Source organism: Pseudomonas sp. P8_241 (assembly GCF_034008315.1).
Lineage (GTDB): Bacteria > Pseudomonadota > Gammaproteobacteria > Pseudomonadales > Pseudomonadaceae > Aquipseudomonas.
In genome coordinates, this window is sequence record NZ_CP125377.1 from 5,193,366 (window position 1) to 5,217,194 (window position 23,829).

Below are 23,829 nucleotides of genomic sequence, written 5' to 3' on the forward strand. Positions count from 1 at the left end.
AGTGCGCTTATCTGCTTACAAAACCACTCTAAACTGAAGCCTCTTCCCACCCACGAGGATCGGCCCCCATGAAAATTCTATTGATCGGCGCACGCGGAACCATTGGTTCGGCTGTCGACAAGGAACTGTCCCAGCGTCACGAAATTATCCGCATTGGCCGAAACAGCGGCGATTTTCAGGTGGATATCAGCGACAGCTCATCGATTCGAAAACTGTTCGAGCAGACCGGCAAATTCGATGCCCTGATCTGCGCCGCCGGCAACGTGACCTTTGCCCCGCTCAATGAGATGACCGAAGACAGTTTTGCTCTCGGCCTGAAAGACAAACTCATGGGCCAGGTCAACTTGTTGCTGATCGGCCGCGAATACGCCCATGACGGCGCATCGTTCACCTTCACCACCGGCGTACTGAGCCACGATCCGATCTACAGCGGCGCATCGGCAGCACTGGTCAACGGTGCACTGGACAGTTTCGTACGCGCCGCCGCCATCGAGTTGCCGCGCGGCCTGCGGGTCAACTCGATCAGTCCGAACGTCCTGGTTGAAGCCATGGGCAAATACGCGCCGTACTTCCGCGGGTTCAAACCGGTCCCTGCGGCGGATGTGGCGTTGGCCTACGCCAAAAGCGTGGAAGGCTTGCAGACGGGTCAGACTTTTCAAGTAGGTTAATTCACCCAGAAAACCGTAGGAGCCGGCTTGCTGACGATGGCGCCCTCCAGATCGCTATCGCCAGCAAGCCGGCTCCTACCGGTTGATCGACAACAACTGATGGGGTTGTGATGAACGGTCAGGCTGAGTAACGTGGCGGCACTTGTCTGGAGAGCCAAAGATGCGTGTTGCCCGTTCCTTCATCGTCGTTGCCCTGCTTCCGCTGTTCGCCGCGTGCCAATTGTTCGACAGCCCGCGTGAAAGCGCGTCTCATGTCGGTCAGACCCGTTTGCAAGGGCAGTTGACGGCGGCGGATGGCAAACTGCTGTTCCAACCGTGCAACCAGCCAAATCGTTATGTGGTCAACGACACGGGTGGCACCAGCGTCCTGCAACAGGCTGCCACCTTGGCCGATGGCAAGGGCAAGCTGTTTGCCGATGTGCGTGGCAAGGTTGTCTCCGGTAACGGTGCCGACGGCCAACTTGACCTGGAAACGCTGTACCGCATCGAGCGCTCGGGCACGGCATGTGACGATCCAAACTTCAAACTGTCGATTTTGCGTGCAGCGGGCCACAACCCGCAATGGACGATGAAAGTCAGTGGCAAAGGCCTGATCCTCGAGCGTGCCGGCCTGCCGCCATTGGCCGTGCCCTACGTTGAAGAGCAACTGGGCGATGGTCGATTCAACCTCAGCACCGATGCCAATAATCAACACATCGAGCTGTGGGTCGCACCGCAACGCTGCGTCGACAGCAGCACCGGCAGCATCCAGCACATGAGCGCTGAACTTCGCGTCGACGGTAAAGTGCAGCGCGGTTGCGCATCCTTCGGTGGTGCACGGGACGACTGATTCGACGAGAGGCGGTTTTTGCCTCACTGGACGGTGCCATTGGGGCTTATAATCGCCGGCTTCAAACGCCCTGGCGCAGTTGTGCGCCCCGCGAACCGGATCCCGCCATGTTACGAATCACCGAACTCAAGTTGCCGATCGACCATCCCGAAGAAGACCTGCGCCCTGCCATCGTGCAGCGTTTGGGGCTTGCCAGCGATGACCTACTCGATTTCACCTTGTTCAAGCGCAGCTACGATGCGCGCAAAAAGTCCTCCGAACTGTGCTTCATTTACACCATCGACCTTGAAGTTCGCGATGAAGCGTCGGTACTGCACAAGTTTGCCGATGACCGTAACGTCAGCGTGGCGCCGGATGTCAGCTACAAAGAAGTCGGCCAGGCGCCGGCCGCCCTGAGTGCTCGCCCGATCGTTGTCGGCTTCGGCCCGTGCGGGATTTTCGCCGGGTTGTTGCTCGCGCAAATGGGCTTCAAGCCGATCATCCTCGAGCGCGGCACCGAAGTACGCCAGCGCACCAAGGACACCTGGGGTCTGTGGCGCAAAAGCGTGCTCAACCCCGAATCCAACGTGCAGTTCGGCGAAGGCGGCGCAGGCACGTTCTCCGACGGCAAGCTCTACAGCCAGATCAAGGACCCTAAATTCCTCGGCCGCAAAGTGCTGCACGAATTCGTCAAGGCCGGTGCGCCGGAAGAGATCCTCTACGTCAGCAAGCCACATATCGGTACATTCCGTCTGACTGGTGTTGTGGAAAACATGCGCGAGCAGATTCGTGCGCTCGGCGGCGAAGTGCGCTTCCAGCAGCGTGTCACGGATGTCCTGATCGATGATGGCCAGTTGGTCGGTGTCGAGCTCAACGGTGGTGAGCGGATTCTTTCGAAACACGTGATCCTGGCCCTCGGCCACAGCGCCCGCGACACGTTCCGCATGCTTCACGGTCGCGGCGTGTACATGGAGGCCAAGCCGTTCTCGGTCGGTTTCCGCATCGAGCATCCACAGTCGCTGATCGACCGCGCTCGCCTGGGCAAGTACGCCGGGCACCCGAAACTCGGCGCCGCCGACTACAAACTGGTGCACCACGCCAAGAACGGCCGTTCGGTCTACAGCTTCTGCATGTGCCCAGGCGGCACCGTGGTGGCGGCGACCTCCGAGCCGAACCGAGTGGTCACGAACGGCATGAGTCAGTACTCGCGTAACGAACGTAACGCCAACTCCGGGATTGTCGTCGGCATCACCCCTGAAGTCGACTATCCGGGTGGACCGCTGGCAGGCATCGAGTTGCAGGAACGCCTGGAATCCCACGCCTTTGTGCTCGGTGGCAGCAACTACGAAGCACCGGCGCAATTGGTCGGCGACTTTATCGCGGGCAAGCCGTCCACTGAACTGGGCAGCGTCGAGCCGTCCTACAAACCGGGCGTCGCACTGGGCGACCTGGCCCTGGCCTTGCCGGACTTCGCCATCGAAGCGATCCGCGAAGCCTTGCCGGCGTTCGAGAAACAGATTCGTGGATATTCGCTGCATGACGCCATACTGACCGGCATCGAAACGCGAACGTCGTCGCCACTGCGTATTACCCGCAACGAGTCGATGCAGAGCCTGAACGTGAAAGGCTTGTTCCCGGCCGGTGAAGGCGCGGGTTATGCGGGCGGGATTCTGTCGGCAGGTGTGGACGGGATTCGTATTGCTGAAGCCGTCGCCCGGGACATTCTCGGCCTGCAGGCTTGATAAAAACCTGTAGGAGCTGGCTTGCCAGCGAAGGCGTCGGACCTGCCAGCATTGATGTTGAAGGTGAGTCCGTCTTCGCTGGCAAGCCAGCTCCTACAGGTCATGCTTGTCAGATGTTGGCGCGCAGTACCGACGTCGGCAACGGCTCACCCTGTTCCACCGTCGCAGCCACTGCGGCGATCATCCCACTCAATTCATACCCCTGAGCCTTGAGCCAGGCCTGATTGTAATACGTCGTGGCATAGCGCTCGCCGCTGTCACACAGAATCGCCACCATCGACCCCGTCTCCCCTTGCGCTTTCATGTGCTGAGCCGCCATCAATGCGCCGATCAGGTTGGTCCCGCTCGACCCGCCGACATGACGCCCCAAGCGCTCCGCCAGGTAATGCATGGCTGCCAGGGACAGCGCATCCGGCACCTTGACCATCGCATCGATCACCTTGGGCAGAAACGAGGCTTCCACCCGTGGCCGTCCAATGCCTTCGATCCGTGAACCATGATCAAGACGCAGACTGGCATCGCCGGTCTGATAGTAATCGAAGAACACCGAGCGTTCGGCATCGGCACACAAGACGCGGGTGTCGTGCTGGCGATAACGCACGTAGCGGCCCAAGGTCGCAGTGGTACCGCCGGTGCCAGGGCTGGATATCAGCCAGCTCGGCTCGGGATGCTGCTCGAATCGCATCTGATGGAAAATCGACTCGGCGATGTTGTTGTTAGCCCGCCAGTCGGTGGCACGCTCGGCATAGGTGAACTGGTCAATGAAATGCCCGTCGTGCTCGCGCGCCAGACGCTCGGACTCGGCGTAGATCTGGGTCGGGTCGTCTACCAAATGGCTTTGGCCACCGTAGAACGCAATCTGCGCGATTTTCTCTTTCGAGGTGGTGGCAGGCATCACTGCAATGAACGGCAAGCCCAGCATGCGCGCAAAGTAAGCCTCGGAAATGGCGGTCGAGCCACTTGAAGCCTCGATGACCGGCGCGCCGGGTTTGAGCCAGCCGTTACATAGTGCATACAGGAACAACGAACGTGCGAGGCGATGCTTGAGGCTGCCCGTGGGGTGGCTGGACTCATCCTTGAAGTACAACTCGATGCCCGGAAAACCCGGCAGCGGCAAAGGGATCAGGTGGGTGTCGGCGCTGCGTTGGAAATCGGCTTCGATAATCCGGATCGCCTCGCGGGACCACTGTCGGTTGACGCTCATGATGAGGTTCTCGCTGAATCAGGCAAAAGTCGCCCCTGGTACAGGGCTCAATCAACAAGCTTAGGAAAAATCCGGCATCCGGCACAGATACAGCTGAGGTTCAATACGTCTGGCAACTGCTAGGCTCAAGCCCGAGCTATTGGTTTGGTCTGTAACGGCATATAACAAAAAAGAATATAACTTTTGTTTTAACAACTAACAGTACTTGTTAGGGTGTAACACCTTTTGAATTCACGGATGGAGAGCGACCTTGCCTCTGCGTAGCACTTTCACGCGTTTCTTTCAGTTGGAAGCTGCCAGCGGTCTGTTATTGATCGCGGCTGCCGTTCTGGCTCTAGTCATCAACAACTCGCCGCTGTCGTGGCTCTACACCGGGCTGTTGGACACCCCCGTCGTGGCCCAGATCGGCGCCCTGAAAATCGCCAAACCCGCGCTGCTCTGGATCAACGATGGCCTGATGGCCTTGTTCTTCCTGCTGATCGGCCTGGAAGTCAAACGCGAAGTCCTTGACGGCCAACTGTCCAGACCGTCGCAGATCGTGTTGCCCGGTGCCGCCGCCATTGGCGGCATGGTGGTGCCGGCGCTGATTTACTGGTTCCTCAACCGGGACAACCCATCCGCCCTTAGCGGCTGGGCAATCCCGACGGCCACCGATATCGCCTTTGCCCTCGGCGTGCTGGCACTGCTGGGTAAACGCGTACCGGTATCGCTGAAGCTGTTCCTGATGACCCTGGCAATCATCGACGACCTCGGTGCAATCATCATCATTGCAATCTTTTACTCCGGCGCGCTTTCGACACTGTCTCTGGCTCTGGCTGCAACGTGCATCGCAACGCTGATCGGGATGAACCGGCTCGGCGTGGTGAAGCTTGGCCCGTATATGATCGTTGGCTTGATCCTCTGGGTTTGCGTGCTCAAGAGCGGCGTCCATGCCACGCTGGCCGGCGTCACTTTGGCATTCTGTATTCCTTTGCGCACGAAAAACGCCGAGACGTCCCCCCTACTCACGCTTGAACATGCACTACACCCATGGGTGGCCTACGGCATTTTGCCGCTGTTTGCGTTTGCCAACGCCGGCCTCTCCCTGAGTGGGGTAACTGTCGAAAGCTTTACCCACGACGTGCCGATGGGCATTGCGGTCGGACTGCTGCTGGGCAAGACCGTAGGTGTGTTCGGACTGACCTGGCTCGCGGTAAAAATCGGCATCGCCGCCCTGCCTCAAGGCGCCAATTGGGGTCAGGTATTGGGTGTGGCGATCCTCTGTGGCATCGGCTTCACCATGAGTCTGTTCGTCGGTTCGCTGGCATTCGAACCTGGGGTCAGCGACTACGCCGGGATGGATCGCATGGGGATTCTGACCGGTTCGATACTGGCCGCGCTGATTGGATATGCGGTGACTGCGATGGCGAGTCGCAAGCCTTTGCTGCACGCGGCTGCGCCTCCAAAGGCTTGATCGGAATAACGAGAAATGAGGGAGCAGATAACTCCTTCATTTTCGTCAGACAGGCCATACAGCGTTGTCGGATTCGTACTGCGGCCATTTCGGACGCTGCTGGCATCAACCTCCAACTTTCCTCGCTAACTTTGCGTTGCACGCCTTGCTTTACACAGGGCCTTCAATAGCAAAACAGCGATGGAGAAAGTGATGGTTGCCCATGGCCCGGAACACGCCACCTGGCTCTGCATGGAAACGCTGGCTCTCAATATTCCGAATGCTCGTACTTTCGATTTTCCATTCTGGCCGGTTGAATATTTTGGTGACCGGGACAACTCTCGAGAACTGACACCGGAGCAGATAATCGAAACAGCCCTGAAGAATAGCGATTTGCAGCTTGATGCTGAAAACCTGCCTTAAAAAGAAAAACCCCGATCAGTCGCCTGATCGGGGTTTTTCTTATGGATTGTTTACGCTTAGTGCGAAACGCGGCTCGTACCGTCAACGGTGGAGATCCGTACACGTTCGCCAACACGGAACACTTCGTTTTCCTGAACCTGTTGCACGTAGGCGCGCATGCTGCCGTCGTCCTCGCGCACGGTGATTTCCACACCCTGGGTACGGGTCAGGCCTTCTTCGGCAGCCGAGCCAATCAGGCCACCGGCGACGGCGCCGATGACGGCGGCGACGATGCTGCCCTTGCCGCCGCCGATAGAGCTACCTCCAACGCCGCCGACCACTGCGCCCGCAGCGCCGCCGATGGGGGTCTTGGTACCTTCGATTTTCACCGGACGCAGGGCTTCGATGGTCCCCATGCGAATCGTCTGCACACGACGCGCTTCGTCACGGGAGTAGGAGTCACCGGTCAGGCTCGATTGGCAACCGGTGAGCAACATCGCCATCGTGGAAAAAGAAGCAACCAGCAGAACAGACTTACGCATAGCATCAACTCCAAAGGACAGGTATTCATTAAACCCCGCAGCTTGACGCCTGTCACGGCACGGCACGGATAAAACTGGTTTGATTCAGGCTTCGTTAAGACGCCTGCACGAACTCACCACACAGTAGCGGCAAACCAAAAAACTGTGCCACTGGCCCAAGGATTCATATGGACTACTTTATCATTGTCGCCACGACCGTCGCCGGGTTGTACTTCCATGGGTGGTTGTACGTGCGGATCAAACGCTGGATGGACCGCGACCTGGCATTGGCGCTGGCGGGCAACGACGAACAGAAAAAAGCCTTCATGCTCGAACAGCTCGCAAACGCTCAGGCGCAAAAGATAAAGCGCAGAGACCTGCCGAAGTGGCTTGAGGCCGCGGCGGCAGGCTATCCCGATCGGTAGACTGCCTAGGGTGCCAGACGTTCAAGAATCCAGCGGGCGGCTTGTTGACGGTAATTGAGGCGATCGTGCAGGCGGCTCGGACGACCCTGCCAGAACTCGATACGCTCGGGTAACAGGCGATATCCACCCCAATGCTCCGGGCAATGAGGCTGGCTATCGCTGAAGCGTTGCTCGGTGTCCTTGAGCAGTGTTTCCAACTCGCCACGATCGGCGATGACACGACTTTGCGGGGAAGCCCAGGCGCCCAGGCGGCTGCCCAGCGGGCGAACCTGATAGTAAGCGTCAGACTCCTGTGGCGTGACCTTCACCACCCGTCCTTCGATGCGCACCTGACGCTCCAGGGCTGGCCAGAAAAACGTCATGGCCGCGAATGGATTGGCGGCCAGGTGCTGGCCCTTGGCGCTGTCGTAGTTGGTGAAGAAGGTGAAACCCTGCTCGTCCAGGCCCTTGAGCAGCAGAATGCGACAGTGCGGTCGACCGTCCGGATCGACCGTGGCCAGGGTCATGGCGTTGGCTTCCACCGGTGCCTGCTCCGTTTTCACCGCGTCGGCGAACCACTGATGGAACAGCGCAAACGGTTCGCCCGGGGCTTGTGCCTCGGTCAGGCCATCACGGGTGTAGTCACGACGCATATCAGCCAGGCCCTGGGTCATGGCGCATTCCTTTTGGTTAACGAATCACTTCTTTGCAGTATCGGTGGCGGCGACCTTCTTGTCAGCAGTGGAGGCTTTGGCTGGCGTGGTCTTTTTCGCCGGGGTCGCGGTTTTGGCAGGGGCTTTCTTGGCCGGTGCTTTTTTCGCGGGGGCTTTTTTCGCCGCTGGCACGGTCGCTTTCGAGCTGGCAGGTGCCGCAGTCACAGGTTTGGCGACGGGCTTGACGTCCTGCGCGGCGACCATCGTGAGCGGTTTCGGCGCCGGCATGTTGTATTTGCTCAGCAACGCAACCATGGTGTTTTGCGGCGTAACCAGCAGCTCCACGCGGCGGTTCAGCGCACGTCCTTCGACGCTGTCGTTGGCAGCGCGCGGCGCATCACCACCCATGCCACGCAACATCAGACGATCACGTTGCAGGCCACTGAGACGGAAAATCGCGGCGACAGCCTGAGCACGTTCCTGGCTCAACTTGACGTTGGCCGGAGCAGCACCGGACGTGTCGCTGTGGCCGAGGACCAGAACGGCAGTCTTTGGATCGACTTCGAGCATTTTGGCGACCCGGGTGAACGGGCCGAGCGTGACCGGCAGCAGCATGGCCGGGCGGTCCGGGTTGAACGAGCCTTCGACCGGCGCTATGACTACCAGCACGTTTTCGCGACGTTCGAGTTGCAGGTTGCTGTCCTTGATCGCTTCGCGCAGACGTGGTTCGTAGTCGTCCAGCCAGGCTTGGGTAATTTTTGGATCAGGCATCGGCACGGCTTTGGCAGTGCTCTGATCGCTACCACCGAACGGCCACCACCACTTGCCGCCGGTATCGGCTTCGGTTTTGGCGGCTGCAACGGCAGCAGGCTTAACTTCAGGTTTCACTTGCGGTTTGGCGGACTTGTCTGCGCTGTCATCGGAACCGAACGGCCAGTACCAAGGGCTGCTGCTATCGGTCTTGGCGACCGGTGCAATGGCTGCCGGTTTCAGCGGAGCTGGAGCGGGTGCCGACTCTTTCGCCGCGACTTTGTCGGAGGAGCCGAACGACCACCAGCTACCGCCATCGGAATCATTTTGTGGGGTCTGTGCGCAACCGGTAACAGCGAAGCACAGGGCCAAGGCGAGGGTTTTATTGGATGACATTGGATATCCACAAAAATGAAGTCAAAAAATCAGGCCACATCGGCCGTATAAACAGACGCTTTGAAACTGAAAAGGCGTTCGGGTTCCGGCCCTGGGACCCTTGAGCCCGTTTTACAGACAGGTGGCCAGTACCCGCACCAGCTTCTGCGCACGCGGGTCCATCAAGACGTAGGGCCCCAGAGTATTTGTCACAAAACCGAAGGCTACGTCATGCTCCGGGTCGGCAAAACCGATGGAGCCACCGGCACCTGGATGACCAAACGCCCGCGGGCCGAGGCCGAATGTTGCGTTAGGCACGTCCGGTTGATCGAGCATGCAACCCAGGCCGAATCGGGTCCGGGTCAATAAAGTCTTGTCTTCGCCCAGGCTATGTTCGCGGGTCAGCTCGTCGAGCATCTCGCTTTCCAGCAAGCGGCCGTCGAGCAACCCGGCGTAGAAGCCGGCCAGGCTTCGGGCATTGCCGTGGCCATTGGCGGCCGGTTGCTGCATGCGCCGCCATTCCGGTTTGTTGGTGCTGGTCATGATCGACGGCGGATTGGTGAAGGCTCGGGTGGTCATGGCGGTTGGCTCACGCATGGTCACTTGCAACAGGCGCTGGGCTGCGGTGTCGCCGACGTTGCCCTTGCCGCGAGCGATGTGCGCCACGCGATGGAATTCTTCGTCAGCCAGACCGACGTGAAAATCCAGCCCCAATGGCTTGGCAACCCTGGCCACGATGGACTCGCCCGGCCCACGACCGTCAGCGCGTCGCAGCAACTCGCCGATCAGCCAGCCGTAAGTGATCGCCGCATAACCGTGACCTTCTCCCGGCGTCCACCACGGTGCTTCGGCGGCCAGCGCGTCAACCATGGTTTGCCAGTCGTAAAGGGCCTCAGGAGCCAGCAACTCGCGCAGCGCGGGCAGTCCGGCCTGATGGCAAAGCAGGTGGCGCAGGGTGACGGATTCTTTACCGGCAGCGGCGAATTCCGGCCAGTACCGAGCTACCGGAGCATCCAGTTGCAGCTTGCCTTCGGCCACCAATTGCAGCGCGGTAACGGCGGTGAAGGTTTTGGTGCAGGAGAACAGGTTGGCGATGGTATCGCTGTGCCAGGCTTCGGCACCGTCCTTGTCCGCCGTGCCGGACCAAAGATCGAGAACGGTTTCGCCACCGACCTGAATGCACAACGCCGCGCCACGTTCCTGAGGATCGTCGAACAGTGCCGCGAACGCCTCACGCACTGGCTCGAACTTAAGCTCGTAATGACCCTGAATCTGCACCCGCAACTCCCCCGGATTAACGCTCTACAAAGTGGCGGGCATTGTTCCAGCCCTTGAGGGTTTTGGGAACAGGGTTGGGCCGGGCGGTCAATTGATGATCAAGATCGAAAGATCGCAGCCTGCGACAGCTTCTACAGGTGCCACAGGCTGCAAAACGGGTTTAATGGCCTTTGCCAGAATGACCGCCCGCGCCCTTGCCCGGCCCTTTCCCGGCGTCGGCCTTGCGGCCCCCTTCGGCATCGTGGCTCGCTTTGTCAGCCTCGGCTGCAGCTTTTTCGGCTTCTTTACCCATTTGATCGACCGCCGCCAGATTGCTCTTGCGCACGCTGTCGACGAAGCCCTGGAACGGCAGATCGGTAATCCCGACCAGACCGAAGTGGCCGTTTTCACCATCGAGCAGGCGGCCGGTTACCGGTTGGTCGAGGTACTGGAACCAATGCACACCGACAATCGACGGCTCGCTCATCGCCTGTTTGAGGAAATTCGCGTAGGCCGGCCCCCGGTCGTCTTCTTTGGCCAATGGTGTGACACCCCCCCAGAACGGTCCACGATCAGCCGAGCCGAAATTGAACTCGGTAATCAGCACCGGCTTGTCGAGGTTGCGCAGTTTGGCAAAGTCGTAACCATCCTGAGGTTGCAGCGTGTACATGTTGAAACTCAACACGTCGCAGTACTGGGCGCAGGACTCCACCGCTTCCGGCGTACTGATGGCGAAACGGCCACCGAGCAATAACTGATTCGGTGCGTGCCACTCGAGCGAGTCGGAGATCGTCTTGAAGTAAGTGTCGGCGAAGATTTTCTGGAAATATCTGAAGTCAGCTTCGATTTCCGGGTGTGCGGCGTCAGGCAATGGTGGCACGAAACCCGGGTCTTCCATCAACTCCCACGCGGGCAGATCAATGCCCCAGGCTTTCGACAGACCTGCCTGATTGCGGTACTTGTCACGCAACTGCTTGAGAAACGCGCGTTTGGCCGGCACGTCGGTGGTCATTTTCAAGGTGCCGTAGGCCAAGGCATAACGATCTTTCGGATCATCGCCAGGCCCGGCCCAGGCCAGTTCATTGTCGGCGTAGTAGCCGATCAGCCATGGATCATCACGATGATCGCGGGTGGCGATGGCCACTGCACGCTCGGTGGCCATGGCGAAGCGCGGGTCGAAGGGATCGGGCATGCCGCCCCACCAATCACTGCCCGTGCTGATACTGGCGTAATCGCCGACGATCGCTAACGGCAAGGTGTACGGTACACGGTCGGCGTTACCCAGCACTGGTGCACTCCAGTTGCCGATTGTGTTGAAGCCCCAGGCTTGCAGACGATCGAGGGTATGGTTGGCCCAGCGTTGCTCGTCAAAAACCGCCTTGCAAGGCTCCACAGCCTCGGGGGCTGGCGCTTTCGCTTCAACCCGGGCAGCTTCTGCGACACCGGACTCAGGACTCGGCGGCACAACCGTTCGTTCAACGGCTTTCTCTGCCGCGGCCTCAACCGCATCGGCCTTGGCGGCAGCGGCAACGCCGGCCTTGGTGTCACTGCCTAGCGCGCACGGATCACCGTACAGACGCTGCAAATTGGCCCCGTAAAAATCGTACCAGCGACCGGCGTTGTAGCCACGACCCTGATCGGCACCGTTGCCGCCACGGTTGTCGCCTTCGCCGTAATGACCGACCAAAACATCGTCCGGCTTGGGCAGGGATTCGAACATCCACTCGCGACCGGCCACGTAAGTCTGGTTGACGTCCGCAGTGACCGTGTTGACGCCCAGCGAATAGAATGGATGACCCTGCGGCGTCACCAGGTACCAGCGACCATCGCGCTTCTCGGTGCGGAAAAAACCGCTGGCCTTGAACGATGGGCCTTTGTTCAAGCCGCCGAATTTGTCCAGTGACGACTTCTCCCGCTCGGCCAGCCAGGTTTTCAGTTGTTGCTGCTCCTTGACCGCGGCGCCTTTGAGCTGATCGTCACTGCTGATTTTCTCTGGCCACTTGGCCCGTGTCGATTGACCGTAGGCATCGACCAATCCGCCATATACGGTTTGGGTCACCGCTTCACCGTCCTGCACACCAAAGCGCTCCAGCAGAATGCTTTGCGCGACGTTCGGCTGATCCATCGACACGCTCACCGACACCACTTGGCCACGGTCCAGTTCACCTGCGCTGCTGGCCAGCAACACTCGCTGGCCATCAACTGTCATCGGCATCGGTGGCCCGGCTTTCATGCCCAGGCTCAAGGGTGAAGTCGCTTGTAACGGCACCAACAGGGTTTGCGCAGGGCCGGCCGGCAGGTCGACGCGGCTGACCAGCGTCTTGCCATCGTTGCTCTGGATCGTGACGTACAGAGTCAGCGCCCAGTCCATCGCACTCTGGATCCGCAGGCTCATGAACCCCGATTGTGACCAGTCCCATGCACCGGTTTGCGGACTCAGGCGCAAGGTTGGCCGGGCCACCGGATTGAACGTTACCCGGCGCAGCACTTCGCCCTCGGGGGTTTGCTCGGCGTTGGATTGCGGCAAGCTGGCGTCCTGAGTCGCCACCTGAACCACGTCGGCGGGGCGTACAAAGTTGAACAGCGTCTGCTGTCCAGCGGGAGCGGCCAGCAAGGGTGTTGCGAACAACAGGGCGAAAACGGCAGGCAACGAACGGCGAATCATGAGAACGAAATTCTCCCTAACGACCTTCAATGGGCCAATGGAAAAGCGATGGCTGAAAGATAGACAACGCGGTGGGCGAAACCGCCCACCGGTGTTTCAGGAAATTTCGCGTCGGAAAGGAGGCAACGCATTGAGGATCGCCTTGCCATAGCGCTGAGTGACCAGGCGCCGGTCGAGCAAGGTGATGGTGCCGCGGTCTTCTTCGGTACGTAGCAGGCGACCGCAGGCCTGGACCAGTTTCAGCGAGGCGTCCGGTACGGAGATTTCCATGAACGGATTACCACCCCGGGCTTCGATCCATTCAGCCAGTGCTGCTTCGACGGGATCATCCGGCACCGAGAACGGAATTTTGGCGATGACCACATGCTCGCAATACGCACCGGGCAAGTCGACCCCTTCGGCAAAACTCGCCAGGCCGAACAGCACGCTGGAATCCCCGCCATCGACCCGCGCTTTGTGCTTGTTCAGGGTTTCCTGTTTCGACAGGTTGCCCTGGATGAACACTTGTTTGCGCCAGTCTCGGTCGAGGCCATCGAACACGTCCTGCATCTGTTTACGCGAGGAAAACAGCACCAGCGTACCCCGCGAGCCTTCGACCAGGTCTGGCAGATCGCGGATGATCGCCGCGGTGTGCGCTGCTGCATCCCGCGGGTCTGCGTTCAGGTTTGGCACTCGCAACACACCGGCGTCGGCATGGTGGAACGGGCTGGGCACCACGGCGGTAACGGCCTTTTTCGGCAGCCCGGCGCGCATGCGGAAGCGGTCGAAAGTACCGAGCGCGGTCAGGGTCGCCGATGTGACGAGGCAGCCATAGGCCACGTTCCACAAATTGCGCCGGAGCATTTCCGCCGCGAGGATCGGGCTGGCGTTGACCTCAATGTCGAACAGCGAACCGCTTTCTGCCAGGGTCAGCCAGCGAGCCATGGGCGGGTTGTCTTCCGGGTCTTCGACGGTGAACGCGGTCCACAATTCCCAGTTGCCCGAGGAGCGGGACAACAAGCTGCCGAACAATGGATACCACTCTTCGGCCTGGTTGCTGGCGATGCCGATGTTGACCTCACCGTCCATGCCTTCCTTGAGCAGTTCGGTCAGGCGCGTGAACAAGTCGGTCAGGCGCGCGAAACCTTTCTTCAGCTCAATGCCCATTTCACGCATGTGATCGGGAATCACCCCGCCGACAAAACGGTGACGCGGGCGCTCGCGGCCTTCGACGTCTTCGCCGGGCTTGAAGTCGGCAATCTGCTCGCACGCAGTGAACATGAATTGCTGCTGGGTCTTGATCTCTCGCGCCAGCTCCGGCACTTGTTCAATCAATTTGCCCAGATCGCCAGGCAACGGGTGCTGAGCCAGCAGCTTGGTGAGATTCTTGGCGGTGGTTTCCAGCCAGTCAGCCGTGGAACGCAGGCGCGTGTAATGGGCAAAGTGGCCGATGGCTTTATCCGGCAGGTGGTGGCCTTCGTCGAACACGTAGATGGTGTCGCGCGGGTCCGGCAGCACGGCGCCGCCGCCCAAAGCCAGGTCGGCCAGCACCATGTCGTGGTTGGTAACGATCACGTCGACCTTGCCCATGCCTTCGCGGGCCTTGTAGAAGGCGCACTGGCCGAAGTTCGGGCAATGACGGTTGGTGCACTGGCTGTGATCGGTGGTCAGACGCGCCCAATCGGCGTCTTCCAGGGCGGTGGACCAACTGTCGCGGTCGCCGTCCCACTTATTGCCGGCGAGTTTCTCGATCATGCTGGTGAACAGCTTCTGGCTGGCCTCGTCGACCTCGATCTTGAAACCCTCTTCTTCGAACAACTGCGCCGTGGCGGTTTGCGCGTGGCCTTCCTGGAGCAGCATGTCGAGCTTGGACAGGCACATATAGCGCCCGCGCCCCTTGGCCAGGGCGAAGCTGAAATTCAGCCCGCTGTTACGCATCAGGTCGGGCAGGTCCTTGTAGACGATCTGCTCCTGCAGAGCCACGGTGGCCGTGGCGATCACCAACCGTTTGCCGGCGGCCTTGGCGGTGGGGATCGCCGCCAGGCTGTAGGCCACAGTCTTGCCGGTACCGGTGCCGGCTTCCACCGCGACAATCGCGGGGTCGCCACTGCGCCGGCCTTCGTCGTCGGTGTCGATGTCACCGAGGACCTTGGCGACTTCGGCGATCATCAGGCGCTGGCCATAACGCGGCTTGAGGCTCTTGGCTTCGAGAAAACGCGAATAGGCGCCCTGGATCGTGGTTTTGAGTTCGGTGCTGATCATTGTTTGTCGGGCGCAAAAACGCTGGATAAATTTTCAGTGGTTCGGTTTGGCCGCTATCATACCCCGCTAATGAATCCCGCGCAGAACGGAGTACCCCAATGACACCTTTTAGCCTCATTTATAGCCTGCATGTACTGGCCGCACTGGTGTGGGTCGGCGGCATGTTTTTCGCCTGGATGGTCCTGCGCCCTGCGGCGTTGAAGGCATTGGAAGGCTCTGCCCGGCTGAAGCTGTGGGTAGAAGTGTTTCAAGGATTTTTCCGCTGGGTCTGGGTGGCAGTGGTGCTGCTGCCAGTCAGCGGAGTCGGCATGCTGCATCTGCAGTTCAACGGTTTTGAAGCCGCGCCGCGTTACGTGCAGGTGATGATGGGCTTGTATGTGGTGATGACGGCGTTGTTTATCCGGATACAGGCGCTGATGCTGCCGGAACTGCGCACGGCCGTGCAAGCGCAGGATTGGTCGGCAGGGGCCGCAGTGTTGGGGCGGATCCGCAAGTTGGTGGGGATCAATCTGCTGGTGGGGTTGGCTTTGGTGGCGATTGCTGCGGTACGGCCGGTTTTTTGATTCTGTCGAAGTTTATGTGGCGAGGGAGCTTGCGCCCTCGCCACAGAGTTTGCGCTGGATTTACAACCGCTGCACGGTCACCGAACCCGCTGCGCCTTCGGGCCCAGGCTGACCCTCAGCTCCTGGCTTGCCGCCCTTGCCACCATCAGCCTCGTAAACGAAGCAACCCTTGGCTTTGCCACCCGCCCCCGGCTTGCCGCCAGGCCCGGCCAGACCACCGGCACCGCCGGCCACCTGAACCTTGATCCGATCTACCGGATAGTCACGCGGCACCACCAGCTTGACCAAAGCCCCCGGCGCGCCAGGCTGGCCATTACTGCCGTCGCTGCCATCGGCACCACGACCGGCCTGGCCCCAAGTGCATCCCGGATTCTGACCATTGGCTCCGTCGAGTCCGACAAAGCCGGGAGCTCCGGCGCCACCGCGAGCATCCACCTGCAGTTGCTGCGCGTTCAGGGTCTTGATCTGTAAATCCAGGTTACGCCCCGAACGGGCCGCTTTCTGATACGTTCCCGGCGCACCACGAGCCGTGATCTGGCTGCCCTCGGACAAATCAGCCCGATGGACCTTCAACGCCAACACCTGCTCGCCGGGCACGATCGCGATGCGCGCGTCACGCCCCAAGTGTAATTCGCCCACAGTGACTTCGGTCACGTTCGAGGGGATCAGCAAGGTGCCGTAATCGGCGACTTCCAGGCGTTCGAGTTGCAGGGTGCTGGCGGTGTTGGGCAAGCGCATCAGCGAATTGGTTTCGACACTTACCACCTGTGCGCAGGCCAAAGGACTGATGAGTACGGCAAGCAGACAGAGTTTACGCATGGGAAGCCTTAGGTGCGGTGGGGGCGGGAATGGTTTGCAGATGGAAAACGCCGAAAATGACAATCTTCAGGCGGTCACGCCAAGGGTGCGCGCGACCTTTGAGGCTGCGATTGCACAGCAGCACTTCAAGCAGATGGAAGAATGCCAGCAGGCCACCGGCCAGATTGACCAGAGGGTGCAGCGGAAAAACAAACGGCGAGAGCAGATTGAACAGCACCACCAGCCAGAACAGCAGGGTCAACAACTTCCCCAGCCCCCATAACGCGTTCATACGCCCCCCGATGAGAATTATTATTTGCACGCACAGTAACGGCTTCCACGCAGGATAAGCCAGAGGGCAAGGGAAAATTCTTCATCAAGGCCGCCGAATGGCCGTCGCGACGCTCACAATTATCGTCCGACGGCTCTATTCCAAGGCTCAGCGATTGATATGCAGTTCTACGCGACGGTTTTTCGCGCGCCCCTCTTCGGTTTCGTTATCGGCTATCGGCTGACTTTCACCCTTGCCTTCGCTGGTGACTTTGCTTGGCGCTACGCCCTGGAGCAGCAGGTAATCCGCCACGCTGCTGGCGCGCCGCTCCGACAAGGCCTGATTGTAGGCATCCGCACCCACGCTGTCGGTGTGGCCGACCACTTTGACGCTGACCACACCGGCGTCCTCCAGCTTGCCCATGATCCCGTCCAGCTGGCTCTGTGCCGCGGGGGTCAGGTCGGCCTGGTTGAACGCAAACATGACGTCGCCGGCATCGTTCAGCGTGATGACTTCCGATTGCACGGGGGCAGGCTTCTCATTGACCGGGTACTGCGGCAGCGGACAACCGCGATGATCGACCGGGGTATTTTCGGGCGTATCGGCGCAGCGGTCGCGTCGGTCGAAAACGCCATCGCTGTCTTCGTCGCCATCCTGGGCATAGCAGATCAAACCGCCGGTCAAGATGCCCAGCGCCGCGCCACCACCGGCCCAACCGGCACTTTCAATCGCGCCCAGGCCTCCGCCAACCAGGCCGCCGATAAGGCTGCAAATGGGCCAGGTGCGTTGATTGAGAGGGGCAGTGCCATCGCTATGGGTAGCGCAGCCGGTCAACAGGCTGCCAAGAAGCAGAACCGGCAAGACGGTCCTTGTGAGAAAGATCATGTTGAAAGCTCCTGTGTCACCGGCCGATACCGGTTACACAGGAGTAAAGACCCGCATCCGCGACTGCACAAGGCGCGGATGCGAGGGGGCTTAACGCTGGATTTTGATTTCCGTGCGACGGTTCTGTGCACGACCGTCATCGGTTGAGTTGTCCGCCACTGGCTGGCTTTCACCGGCACCGACAACCGACACGAAGTTACTGCGAGGTACGCCTTGCTCGATCAGGTATTCAACCACCGAGTGGGCGCGTTTTTCCGAAAGCTTCGCGTTGTAGGTGTCGCTGCCTACGCTGTCGGTATGACCGGTGACGGTCAGTTGAGCAGTCGGGGCTTCGGCTTTCAGGCGGGTGGCAATCTTGTCGAGGACCGCTTTGTCGGACGAGGTCAGTGTGGCCTTGTCAAACTGGAAGTGAACATCGCGAATGACGATGGTTTCTTCCTTGACCACAACCGCTTCTTCAACCACCGGTGCAGGTGGTGGGCAACCGTCAGCATCGACTTGTACGCCTTTAGGCGTACCCGGGCACTTGTCGCGGCTGTCCGGCACACCATCGCCGTCTTCGTCGCCATCACCGTGAACCCAGCAATAAGCCGCTGCGGTACCGCCAACGAGCAGAGCACCATACCCTGCCCATGCCGAGCTCTCGGTCGCACCGAGACCGGCACCCACGACACCACCGACTGCCGCACAGGTCGGCCAGTCGGTTTTCTGCAAACCTGCGCAACCAGTCAACAAACTGGTTAACAGAACCAAGGGTAATGCTGTCCGAACTATGCTCATCTGGTTTTCTCCTGAGGGATCGGCTTAGAACCGATTCAGGTAGTAAAGACCCGAGATTTAAACTCCGCCAGCAATGGGCCATGCTGTTTATTCGCGTAATAACGACAGGTTGGCGCTTTTGTCGTCAAGCCGCTCTAGGCCCGAACGATCGGGCAGGCTAGTCTTGTCGGATCTGATTGAGGAACTTCGATGATTGCAGGTAATTCTTCACGCACGCCGCAACAGGCATTGGCTGCGCTACTTGACCGTTATGCCCCTGCGCGACTGTTGTTGATCGGCGCCAGCGAATTCCCGGCGCTGGAGGCATTCAAACTGGCTCACCCGGACACCTTCGTCGCGTGCGCCGCACCGGGACCGTTGCCTGCCGAGTTGGCGGCCCGCCGTTTCGATCTGGCCCTGGTGGTCGATTGCCTGGAGCATCTGCCCAAGCGTGATGGTCTGAATCTGTTGGGCGGGATCCGCAATCTCAACGCCAGTCGCATCGCGGTCTTGGCGGACCTTACGGCCTGCGGCTGGCAGGAAACGGATTTCTTTTCCCTGGCCCTGCAAGCCAGCGAACGCTTTGCCCGTGATGAACAGGTATTGACCCTGTTTACCTACGATCTGCTTGAATACAAGCAAGTACCCGACTGGCTCAATTCACGCTTCTGGGCCAATCCGGAAAACTTCGGGAAATATTGGTGGTAATGCAATGAGTACATCCATTTGCCCCTGCGGTAGCGGCACCCTGCTCGACGCCTGTTGCGGCCATTACCATACCGGTCACCCTGCCCCGTGCGCCGAAGCCTTGATGCGTTCGCGCTACAGCGCCTATGTGCTGGGCTTGATCGATTATCTGGTGGCCACGACTTTGCCGGCGCTACAGGCAGGCCTTGATCGTCAATCCATCAGTGACTGGAGCGCCCAAAGCACCTGGCTGGGGCTTGAGGTGGAAAGCTCGGAAGTGCTGGGTGGGCAGCCCGAGCACGCCTTTGTGACATTCACTGCGCGCTGGCATGACAGTAACGGCGAGCACAGCCACCGCGAGCGCTCATCGTTCGTGCAGATCGCCGGACGCTGGTATTTCATTGATCCCACTGTGCAGCTCAAACTCGGGCGCAATGATGCCTGTCCATGTGACAGCGGGCAGAAGTTCAAGAAGTGCTGCGCGGGATACTTCGGCGCATGAGATGAAGGGACTAGACTGGCCTTAAGGGAGAACCTCGACATGACCAGTCACAGACGTTTCTTGCAGACCTTCACTCTGTTTTTGTTCCTCGGGCTCGGGGGCTGTGCGTCCTGGTTCAGCAGCGACGAGCCGGATCCCGAGGTCCACTTGGTAAAAGTCGAAGTCGTGCGGGCCAGGCTGCTTGATCAGAAATTCATCCTGCACTTTCGTGTCGACAACCCCAACGACAGCGACCTGACGGTGCGTGGCCTGGAATATCGCATTCACCTGGCGGACATCTTGCTTGCCGAAGGCGAGCATGAACAGTGGTTTACGGTCGGCCCCAAACACAGCGTCTATTTCAAGGTGCCGATCCGCACCAACCTGTGGCCCAGGGCCAAGGATCTGGTCAAACAACTCAAAAACCCCAAGCAAGGCATTCCCTATCGTCTGGAAGGTGAAATGGAAACCGGTTTATTCATCGCCCACTACGTGCACCTGACGCGTAATGGCGTGATAATCCCCGCCGATTTAATTCCGGAGTAACCCCGATGACCCAACAACCCCACGTCCATGGCCCTGACTGCAACCACGATCATGACCATCACCAGCATGATCATGATCACGACCACGGTCATGTCCACGGTCCGAATTGCGGCCACGCTCACCAGGAACCGGTGCGCAACGCCTTGAAAGACGTCGGCCGCAATGATCCATGCCCATGCGGCAACGGCAAGAAATTCAAGAAGTGCCACGGCGCTTGATGCTTCGGGCGAAAACTGTCTTCGCCCATTGAATTGCCTGCGCGAACATGCTCGCACCTACACTCGATCTGCGCCAGACAACGGTCCTGTGAATGCAGATCCCTGTAGGAGCGAGCTTGCTCGCGATGGCGGCAGCACATTCATCACCAGTGTCTCCGTCCGACCGCTATCGTGAGCAAGCTCGCTCCTACAGCGGTTTCAGTCGTTCTTCAGGATGGTTGCGGTGCCGACGACCGTTGCGTATTCGCCATGCAGGTTGCCCAGCGACATCGCATGCACTTCCTCGGCTGAATGGGCATGGCCATAGAAGTCAGCCTTGTCGAAGGTAAAGCAGGCATCCTCCACCACCCACGCATCAAAGCCCAGATTTCCAGCCGAGCGCGCTGTTGACTCCACCGAGTTGTGCGTCGCGACGCCGACGATCACCAACTGCCCGATTCCTGCCTCGCGCAACGCCGCCTCCAGTTGCGTCGAACAAAACGCATCCGGCACCTGTTTCTGGATCAATCGCTCGCCAGGGACCGGTTCAAAGCGCTCCTGAAATTCCACCCCCGCTTGCTGTGGCCAGAACACCGAATCCTCTGACCGGGACAAATGCTGAACATGGATCACCGGCCGGCCGGTGCGTCGCCAATGGCTCAGCAACTCCAGCATGCGCTCTTCGGCCTGGGAATTATTCCTGCGACCCAACCTGGGGTGAAGGATGCCTTTTTGTTGATCGATGATGATCAGTGCTGCGTTTGTCTTGAGCTCCATGCTGACTGTTCTCCAGGATTATTGAGCGTGTTGCACTTGAACATCACCGGTTACGGGGTGGCAAGTCACTATGAGGATCAAAAGATCGCAGCCTTCGGCAGCTCCTACAGGGAATACGCCGAGACCGCGCAGATGCTGCCGAGGCCGCGATCTTTGACAAATCTTGAAATAACCTCTTACCCCGCTTGCGCGGCCATCGCCTGCTCACTAACGTAGCGGCTTTATTGCGCCACCACCCCCGCAGGAGCTTTGCCATGGCCTCGCCAGCCCTTACTCATTTTCTACCCCGGTTCGGCGTTGCCGCAGCAGTGGCCGGTGTCTTGAGCCTGACCGGTTGTCAGACGTTCAACGCCCAGGACACCCTCCCGCCCACCTCCGGCGTGCAGCCACTCAAGGGGCTGGCGCAGAACGTTTCGGTACGGCGCAATGCCATGGGCATGCCGCTGATTGAAAGCAACAGCTTCCACGATGCGCTCTTCGCTCTGGGCTACGTGCACGCCAGCGATCGCATCACGCAAATGGCCACCCTGCGCCTGCTGGCACAGGGCCGCTTGTCCGAAATGCACGGCGCGGAACTGCTGGATGCCGACCGCTACATGCGCGCCGTCAACCTGAAGAAAAGCGCCGGCGAGCTGTACAAGGCATCTTCGCCGCGGCTCAAACGCTTCTTTGAAGTCTATGCCCGAGGCGTCAACGCTTACCTGTTCCGTTACCGCGACAAGTTACCGGCAGACCTCGCGGCCACTGGTTACAAGCCTGAATACTGGCAACCGGAAGACTCAGCATTGATTTTCTGCCTGCTGAATTTCAGCCAGTCGGCCAACCTGCCGGAAGAAGTTGCCTCGTTGGTGCTGGCTCAAACGGTCACCACCGACAAGCTCGCGTGGCTGTCACCGTCCGCGCCCGACGAAAAACTGCCGGCGGCCGAAAGTGAAAAGCTGCAAGGCATCAAGCTCAACGGGCAAGTCCCGGGACTGGAGCAAATCAGTAAAGCCAGCGCACAACTGTCTGACCTGAACCTGCTGGGCGCAACTTCGTCGAACAACTGGGCCATTGCCCCGCAACGCAGCCGCAGCGGTAAAAGTCTGCTGGCCAGCGACAGCCACGGCCCACTGGGCGTTCCGTCATTGTTCAGCTATGTGCAGATCCGTGCGCCGAAGTATCAGGCCTCTGGTGTGACCGTCGCCGGGTTGCCGATGGTGCTGGCGGGCTTCAACGGCAAAGTGGCGTGGAGCATGACGTCCGTCATGGGCGATAACCAGGACCTGTTCCTGGAGAAGATCAAACGCCAGGGCAACGGCCTGACCTACGAAAACGCCGGCAAGTGGCAGCCAGTGGTCGTGCGCAACGAAACCTATTTCGTCAAAGGCCAGCGGCCGATTCGCGAAGCGGTGTACGAAACCCGCCATGGTCCGCTGCTCAACAGCGCCCAAGGCACCACGCTGGCCAATGGTTTCGGCCTGGCCTTGCAGACGCCGAGCTTCACCGACGACAAGACCCTGGACGCGTTCTTCGACCTGACCCGCGCCCAGAACATCGAAAAAGCCTCGGACGCCAGCCGCGAAATCCGCGCTATCGCCTTGAATCTGGTGTTTGCCGATGCCAGCAACATCGGCTGGCAAGTCACCGGGCGCTATCCGAACCGCCGCGAAGGCGAAGGACTGTTGCCCTCACCGGGTTGGGAAGGTCGCTACGACTGGGACGGGTACGCCGACCCGATGCTGCATCCCTACGACCAGGACCCGGCTCAAGGCTGGCTCGGGACTGCCAACCAGCGGGTCATCCCCCACGGTTACGGTATGCAACTGTCCAACTCGTGGTCGGCACCGGAACGTGGCGAGCGCTTGGCTGAACTGGCCGGCGCCGGTAAACACGACAGCCGCAGCATGATCGCCATGCAGTACGACCAGACCACCACGTTCGCCGCCAAACTGAAGAAAATGTTTGAAGCGCCGGGCATGTCCCAGCCTCTCAAGCAAGCCATTGATGCGTTGCCGGTGACCGATCGCGCCAAGGCGCACGAGGCCTACAGCCGCTTGATGGCGTTCGACGGAAAACTCGCACCGGCGTCCACCGACGCGGCGATTTACGAACTGTTCCTGCAGGAAAGCACACGGCAGATTTTCCTCGATGAACTGGGCCCGCAAAACAGCCCGGCGTGGAAAGCCTTTGTCGCTGATGGCAAGTTGTCCTACGCCGCGCAAGCGGATCACCTGTTGGGCCGTGAAGACAGTCCGTTCTGGGATGACGTGCGCACCGCGCAGAAAGAAGACAAACCGGCGATTCTCGCGCGCAGCCTTGCGGCAGCGATCAGCGCGGGCGACAGCCAGTTGGGCGCTGACCACAAGGCCTGGCAATGGGGCAAACTGCATCGCTATGACTGGAAGAATGCCAGCGGCCAGACCGTGCGCGGCCCTCTTCCCGCCGGCGGCGACCACACCACGCTCAACACCGCCGCGTTCGCCTGGGGCCAGGACTTCAACACCACACTGGCGCCGGCCATGCGCTTTATCGTCGACTTCGGCCAGACCGAACCGTTGATGGCCCAGAACGGCACCGGCCAATCCGGCAACCCGGCCAGCCCTAACTATCTCAACAGTATCGAGCCATGGCTCAAGGGTCAGTACATGAGCCTGCCGATGCAGCCGCAGAACTTCGATACTGCCTATGGCAAGGCACGGTTGACCCTGACACCCGGAAAGTAACCGCAATACCCTGCAGGAGCGAGCCTGCTTGCGATTGC

24 protein-coding genes are annotated in these 23,829 nt (G+C 59.9%); 12 read left to right on the plus strand and 12 right to left on the minus strand.

Annotation, left to right across the window (positions count from 1 at the left end):
- Positions 1–68: 68 nt before the first annotated feature.
- The 3 genes from QMK58_RS23205 (at position 69) to QMK58_RS23215 (ending at position 3,218) form a co-directional block, all read left to right on the plus strand.
- A complete protein-coding gene (locus QMK58_RS23205; protein WP_320395500.1) occupies positions 69–668 on the plus strand; it encodes a short chain dehydrogenase in 600 nt (199 codons plus the stop codon).
- Between the two features lie 160 nt (positions 669–828).
- On the plus strand, positions 829–1,497 hold the full coding sequence (locus QMK58_RS23210; RefSeq protein WP_053155559.1) for a COG3650 family protein: 669 nt from the start codon (positions 829–831) through the stop codon (positions 1,495–1,497).
- 107 nt (positions 1,498–1,604) lie between these two features.
- The gene (locus QMK58_RS23215) at positions 1,605–3,218 is read left to right on the plus strand and encodes an NAD(P)/FAD-dependent oxidoreductase (protein ID WP_320395501.1); all 1,614 of its coding nucleotides are present in this window, start codon (positions 1,605–1,607) and stop codon (positions 3,216–3,218) included.
- A 109-nt stretch (positions 3,219–3,327) separates the two neighbouring features.
- Here the strand turns inward: QMK58_RS23215 and QMK58_RS23220 are convergent, their stop codons facing one another.
- Positions 3,328–4,422 (minus strand): PLP-dependent cysteine synthase family protein, encoded by a 1,095-nt coding sequence (locus tag QMK58_RS23220; RefSeq protein ID WP_053155555.1) that lies wholly within the window; start codon positions 4,420–4,422, stop codon positions 3,328–3,330.
- Between the two features lie 250 nt (positions 4,423–4,672).
- On the opposite strand from QMK58_RS23220, the gene nhaA reads away from it, so the two are divergent.
- Both nhaA and QMK58_RS23230 read left to right on the plus strand, forming a co-directional pair.
- Entirely contained in the window at positions 4,673–5,875 is a 1,203-nt protein-coding gene (gene nhaA, locus QMK58_RS23225) for a Na+/H+ antiporter NhaA (RefSeq protein WP_053155554.1), read from the plus strand.
- A gap of 192 nt (positions 5,876–6,067) precedes the next feature.
- Entirely contained in the window at positions 6,068–6,277 is a 210-nt protein-coding gene (locus tag QMK58_RS23230; protein ID WP_053155552.1) for a hypothetical protein, read from the plus strand.
- A 56-nt stretch (positions 6,278–6,333) separates the two neighbouring features.
- Here QMK58_RS23230 and QMK58_RS23235 read toward each other — a convergent pair whose 3' ends face one another.
- Positions 6,334–6,798 carry a glycine zipper 2TM domain-containing protein gene (locus QMK58_RS23235; RefSeq protein ID WP_053155550.1) on the minus strand — a complete coding sequence of 155 codons (465 nt, stop codon included), beginning with the start codon at positions 6,796–6,798 and terminating at the stop codon, positions 6,334–6,336.
- Positions 6,799–6,965: 167 nt separating this feature from the next.
- Between QMK58_RS23235 and QMK58_RS23240 the strand changes: the two genes are divergently transcribed.
- Entirely contained in the window at positions 6,966–7,202 is a 237-nt protein-coding gene (locus tag QMK58_RS23240; protein ID WP_053155548.1) for a hypothetical protein, read from the plus strand.
- A 5-nt stretch (positions 7,203–7,207) separates the two neighbouring features.
- Here QMK58_RS23240 and pdxH read toward each other — a convergent pair whose 3' ends face one another.
- The 5 genes from pdxH to dinG all read right to left on the minus strand — a co-directional run bounded on the left by pdxH (position 7,208) and on the right by dinG (position 15,122).
- Complete coding sequence (gene pdxH, locus QMK58_RS23245; protein ID WP_053155546.1) at positions 7,208–7,855, minus strand: pyridoxamine 5'-phosphate oxidase; 648 nt, start codon at positions 7,853–7,855, stop codon at positions 7,208–7,210.
- A 24-nt stretch (positions 7,856–7,879) separates the two neighbouring features.
- On the minus strand, positions 7,880–8,980 hold the full coding sequence (locus QMK58_RS23250) for an OmpA family protein (RefSeq protein WP_053155545.1): 1,101 nt from the start codon (positions 8,978–8,980) through the stop codon (positions 7,880–7,882).
- Positions 8,981–9,091: 111 nt separating this feature from the next.
- On the minus strand, positions 9,092–10,237 hold the full coding sequence (locus tag QMK58_RS23255) for a serine hydrolase domain-containing protein (RefSeq protein WP_053155543.1): 1,146 nt from the start codon (positions 10,235–10,237) through the stop codon (positions 9,092–9,094).
- Positions 10,238–10,397: 160 nt separating this feature from the next.
- Positions 10,398–12,881 carry a beta-agarase gene (locus QMK58_RS23260; RefSeq protein WP_053155541.1) on the minus strand — a complete coding sequence of 828 codons (2,484 nt, stop codon included), beginning with the start codon at positions 12,879–12,881 and terminating at the stop codon, positions 10,398–10,400.
- 96 nt (positions 12,882–12,977) lie between these two features.
- Positions 12,978–15,122, minus strand: a complete 2,145-nt coding sequence (gene dinG / locus QMK58_RS23265; protein WP_053155539.1) for an ATP-dependent DNA helicase DinG — start codon at positions 15,120–15,122, stop codon at positions 12,978–12,980.
- A gap of 98 nt (positions 15,123–15,220) precedes the next feature.
- Between dinG and QMK58_RS23270 the strand changes: the two genes are divergently transcribed.
- The gene (locus tag QMK58_RS23270; RefSeq protein ID WP_320395502.1) at positions 15,221–15,685 is read left to right on the plus strand and encodes a CopD family protein; all 465 of its coding nucleotides are present in this window, start codon (positions 15,221–15,223) and stop codon (positions 15,683–15,685) included.
- Between the two features lie 60 nt (positions 15,686–15,745).
- On the opposite strand, the gene QMK58_RS23275 is transcribed toward QMK58_RS23270, so the two are convergent.
- The 4 genes from QMK58_RS23275 to QMK58_RS23290 all read right to left on the minus strand — a co-directional run bounded on the left by QMK58_RS23275 (position 15,746) and on the right by QMK58_RS23290 (position 18,419).
- A complete protein-coding gene (locus QMK58_RS23275) occupies positions 15,746–16,504 on the minus strand; it encodes a collagen-like protein (RefSeq protein WP_053155534.1) in 759 nt (252 codons plus the stop codon).
- Positions 16,497–16,775, minus strand: a complete 279-nt coding sequence (locus tag QMK58_RS23280; protein ID WP_053155532.1) for a DUF1145 domain-containing protein — start codon at positions 16,773–16,775, stop codon at positions 16,497–16,499. The genes QMK58_RS23275 and QMK58_RS23280 overlap by 8 nt, the downstream gene beginning before the upstream one ends.
- A gap of 147 nt (positions 16,776–16,922) precedes the next feature.
- Positions 16,923–17,639 (minus strand): OmpA family protein, encoded by a 717-nt coding sequence (locus QMK58_RS23285; protein ID WP_053155530.1) that lies wholly within the window; start codon positions 17,637–17,639, stop codon positions 16,923–16,925.
- Positions 17,640–17,729: 90 nt separating this feature from the next.
- Positions 17,730–18,419, minus strand: a complete 690-nt coding sequence (locus tag QMK58_RS23290) for an OmpA family protein (RefSeq protein ID WP_053155528.1) — start codon at positions 18,417–18,419, stop codon at positions 17,730–17,732.
- Positions 18,420–18,608: 189 nt separating this feature from the next.
- Between QMK58_RS23290 and QMK58_RS23295 the strand changes: the two genes are divergently transcribed.
- From QMK58_RS23295 to QMK58_RS23310, 4 genes are read left to right on the plus strand one after another with little or no spacing between them, the layout of a single operon-like run.
- Positions 18,609–19,106 (plus strand): DUF6231 family protein, encoded by a 498-nt coding sequence (locus QMK58_RS23295; RefSeq protein ID WP_053155526.1) that lies wholly within the window; start codon positions 18,609–18,611, stop codon positions 19,104–19,106.
- Positions 19,107–19,110: 4 nt separating this feature from the next.
- Complete coding sequence (locus QMK58_RS23300; RefSeq protein ID WP_053155524.1) at positions 19,111–19,587, plus strand: YchJ family protein; 477 nt, start codon at positions 19,111–19,113, stop codon at positions 19,585–19,587.
- Between the two features lie 39 nt (positions 19,588–19,626).
- A complete protein-coding gene (locus QMK58_RS23305; protein ID WP_053155522.1) occupies positions 19,627–20,112 on the plus strand; it encodes an LEA type 2 family protein in 486 nt (161 codons plus the stop codon).
- 5 nt (positions 20,113–20,117) lie between these two features.
- A complete protein-coding gene (locus tag QMK58_RS23310) occupies positions 20,118–20,330 on the plus strand; it encodes an SEC-C metal-binding domain-containing protein (RefSeq protein ID WP_053155520.1) in 213 nt (70 codons plus the stop codon).
- A gap of 198 nt (positions 20,331–20,528) precedes the next feature.
- Here QMK58_RS23310 and QMK58_RS23315 read toward each other — a convergent pair whose 3' ends face one another.
- Positions 20,529–21,086, minus strand: a complete 558-nt coding sequence (locus tag QMK58_RS23315) for a cysteine hydrolase family protein (protein WP_320395503.1) — start codon at positions 21,084–21,086, stop codon at positions 20,529–20,531.
- Between the two features lie 254 nt (positions 21,087–21,340).
- Between QMK58_RS23315 and QMK58_RS23320 the strand changes: the two genes are divergently transcribed.
- On the plus strand, positions 21,341–23,791 hold the full coding sequence (locus tag QMK58_RS23320; RefSeq protein WP_320395504.1) for a penicillin acylase family protein: 2,451 nt from the start codon (positions 21,341–21,343) through the stop codon (positions 23,789–23,791).
- The last annotated feature ends 38 nt before the right edge of the window (positions 23,792–23,829 follow it).

Excerpts from the sequence above, each read along its gene's own strand:
- QMK58_RS23205 (WP_320395500.1), top strand. The coding sequence starts at position 69 with ATGAAAATTCTATTGATCGGCGCACGCGGAACCATTGGTTCGGCTGTC.
- QMK58_RS23210 (WP_053155559.1), top strand. The coding sequence starts at position 829 with ATGCGTGTTGCCCGTTCCTTCATCGTCGTTGCCCTGCTTCCGCTGTTC.
- QMK58_RS23215 (WP_320395501.1), top strand. The coding sequence starts at position 1,605 with ATGTTACGAATCACCGAACTCAAGTTGCCGATCGACCATCCCGAAGAA.
- QMK58_RS23220 (WP_053155555.1), bottom strand. The coding sequence starts at position 4,422 with ATGAGCGTCAACCGACAGTGGTCCCGCGAGGCGATCCGGATTATCGAA.
- QMK58_RS23230 (WP_053155552.1), top strand. The coding sequence starts at position 6,068 with ATGGTTGCCCATGGCCCGGAACACGCCACCTGGCTCTGCATGGAAACG.
- QMK58_RS23235 (WP_053155550.1), bottom strand. The coding sequence starts at position 6,798 with ATGCGTAAGTCTGTTCTGCTGGTTGCTTCTTTTTCCACGATGGCGATG.
- QMK58_RS23240 (WP_053155548.1), top strand. The coding sequence starts at position 6,966 with ATGGACTACTTTATCATTGTCGCCACGACCGTCGCCGGGTTGTACTTC.
- pdxH (WP_053155546.1), bottom strand. The coding sequence starts at position 7,855 with ATGACCCAGGGCCTGGCTGATATGCGTCGTGACTACACCCGTGATGGC.
- QMK58_RS23250 (WP_053155545.1), bottom strand. The coding sequence starts at position 8,980 with ATGTCATCCAATAAAACCCTCGCCTTGGCCCTGTGCTTCGCTGTTACC.
- QMK58_RS23260 (WP_053155541.1), bottom strand. The coding sequence starts at position 12,881 with ATGATTCGCCGTTCGTTGCCTGCCGTTTTCGCCCTGTTGTTCGCAACA.
- dinG (WP_053155539.1), bottom strand. The coding sequence starts at position 15,122 with ATGATCAGCACCGAACTCAAAACCACGATCCAGGGCGCCTATTCGCGT.
- QMK58_RS23270 (WP_320395502.1), top strand. The coding sequence starts at position 15,221 with ATGACACCTTTTAGCCTCATTTATAGCCTGCATGTACTGGCCGCACTG.
- QMK58_RS23275 (WP_053155534.1), bottom strand. The coding sequence starts at position 16,504 with ATGCGTAAACTCTGTCTGCTTGCCGTACTCATCAGTCCTTTGGCCTGC.
- QMK58_RS23280 (WP_053155532.1), bottom strand. The coding sequence starts at position 16,775 with ATGAACGCGTTATGGGGGCTGGGGAAGTTGTTGACCCTGCTGTTCTGG.
- QMK58_RS23285 (WP_053155530.1), bottom strand. The coding sequence starts at position 17,639 with ATGATCTTTCTCACAAGGACCGTCTTGCCGGTTCTGCTTCTTGGCAGC.
- QMK58_RS23290 (WP_053155528.1), bottom strand. The coding sequence starts at position 18,419 with ATGAGCATAGTTCGGACAGCATTACCCTTGGTTCTGTTAACCAGTTTG.
- QMK58_RS23295 (WP_053155526.1), top strand. The coding sequence starts at position 18,609 with ATGATTGCAGGTAATTCTTCACGCACGCCGCAACAGGCATTGGCTGCG.
- QMK58_RS23300 (WP_053155524.1), top strand. The coding sequence starts at position 19,111 with ATGAGTACATCCATTTGCCCCTGCGGTAGCGGCACCCTGCTCGACGCC.
- QMK58_RS23305 (WP_053155522.1), top strand. The coding sequence starts at position 19,627 with ATGACCAGTCACAGACGTTTCTTGCAGACCTTCACTCTGTTTTTGTTC.
- QMK58_RS23310 (WP_053155520.1), top strand. The coding sequence starts at position 20,118 with ATGACCCAACAACCCCACGTCCATGGCCCTGACTGCAACCACGATCAT.
- QMK58_RS23315 (WP_320395503.1), bottom strand. The coding sequence starts at position 21,086 with ATGGAGCTCAAGACAAACGCAGCACTGATCATCATCGATCAACAAAAA.
- QMK58_RS23320 (WP_320395504.1), top strand. The coding sequence starts at position 21,341 with ATGGCCTCGCCAGCCCTTACTCATTTTCTACCCCGGTTCGGCGTTGCC.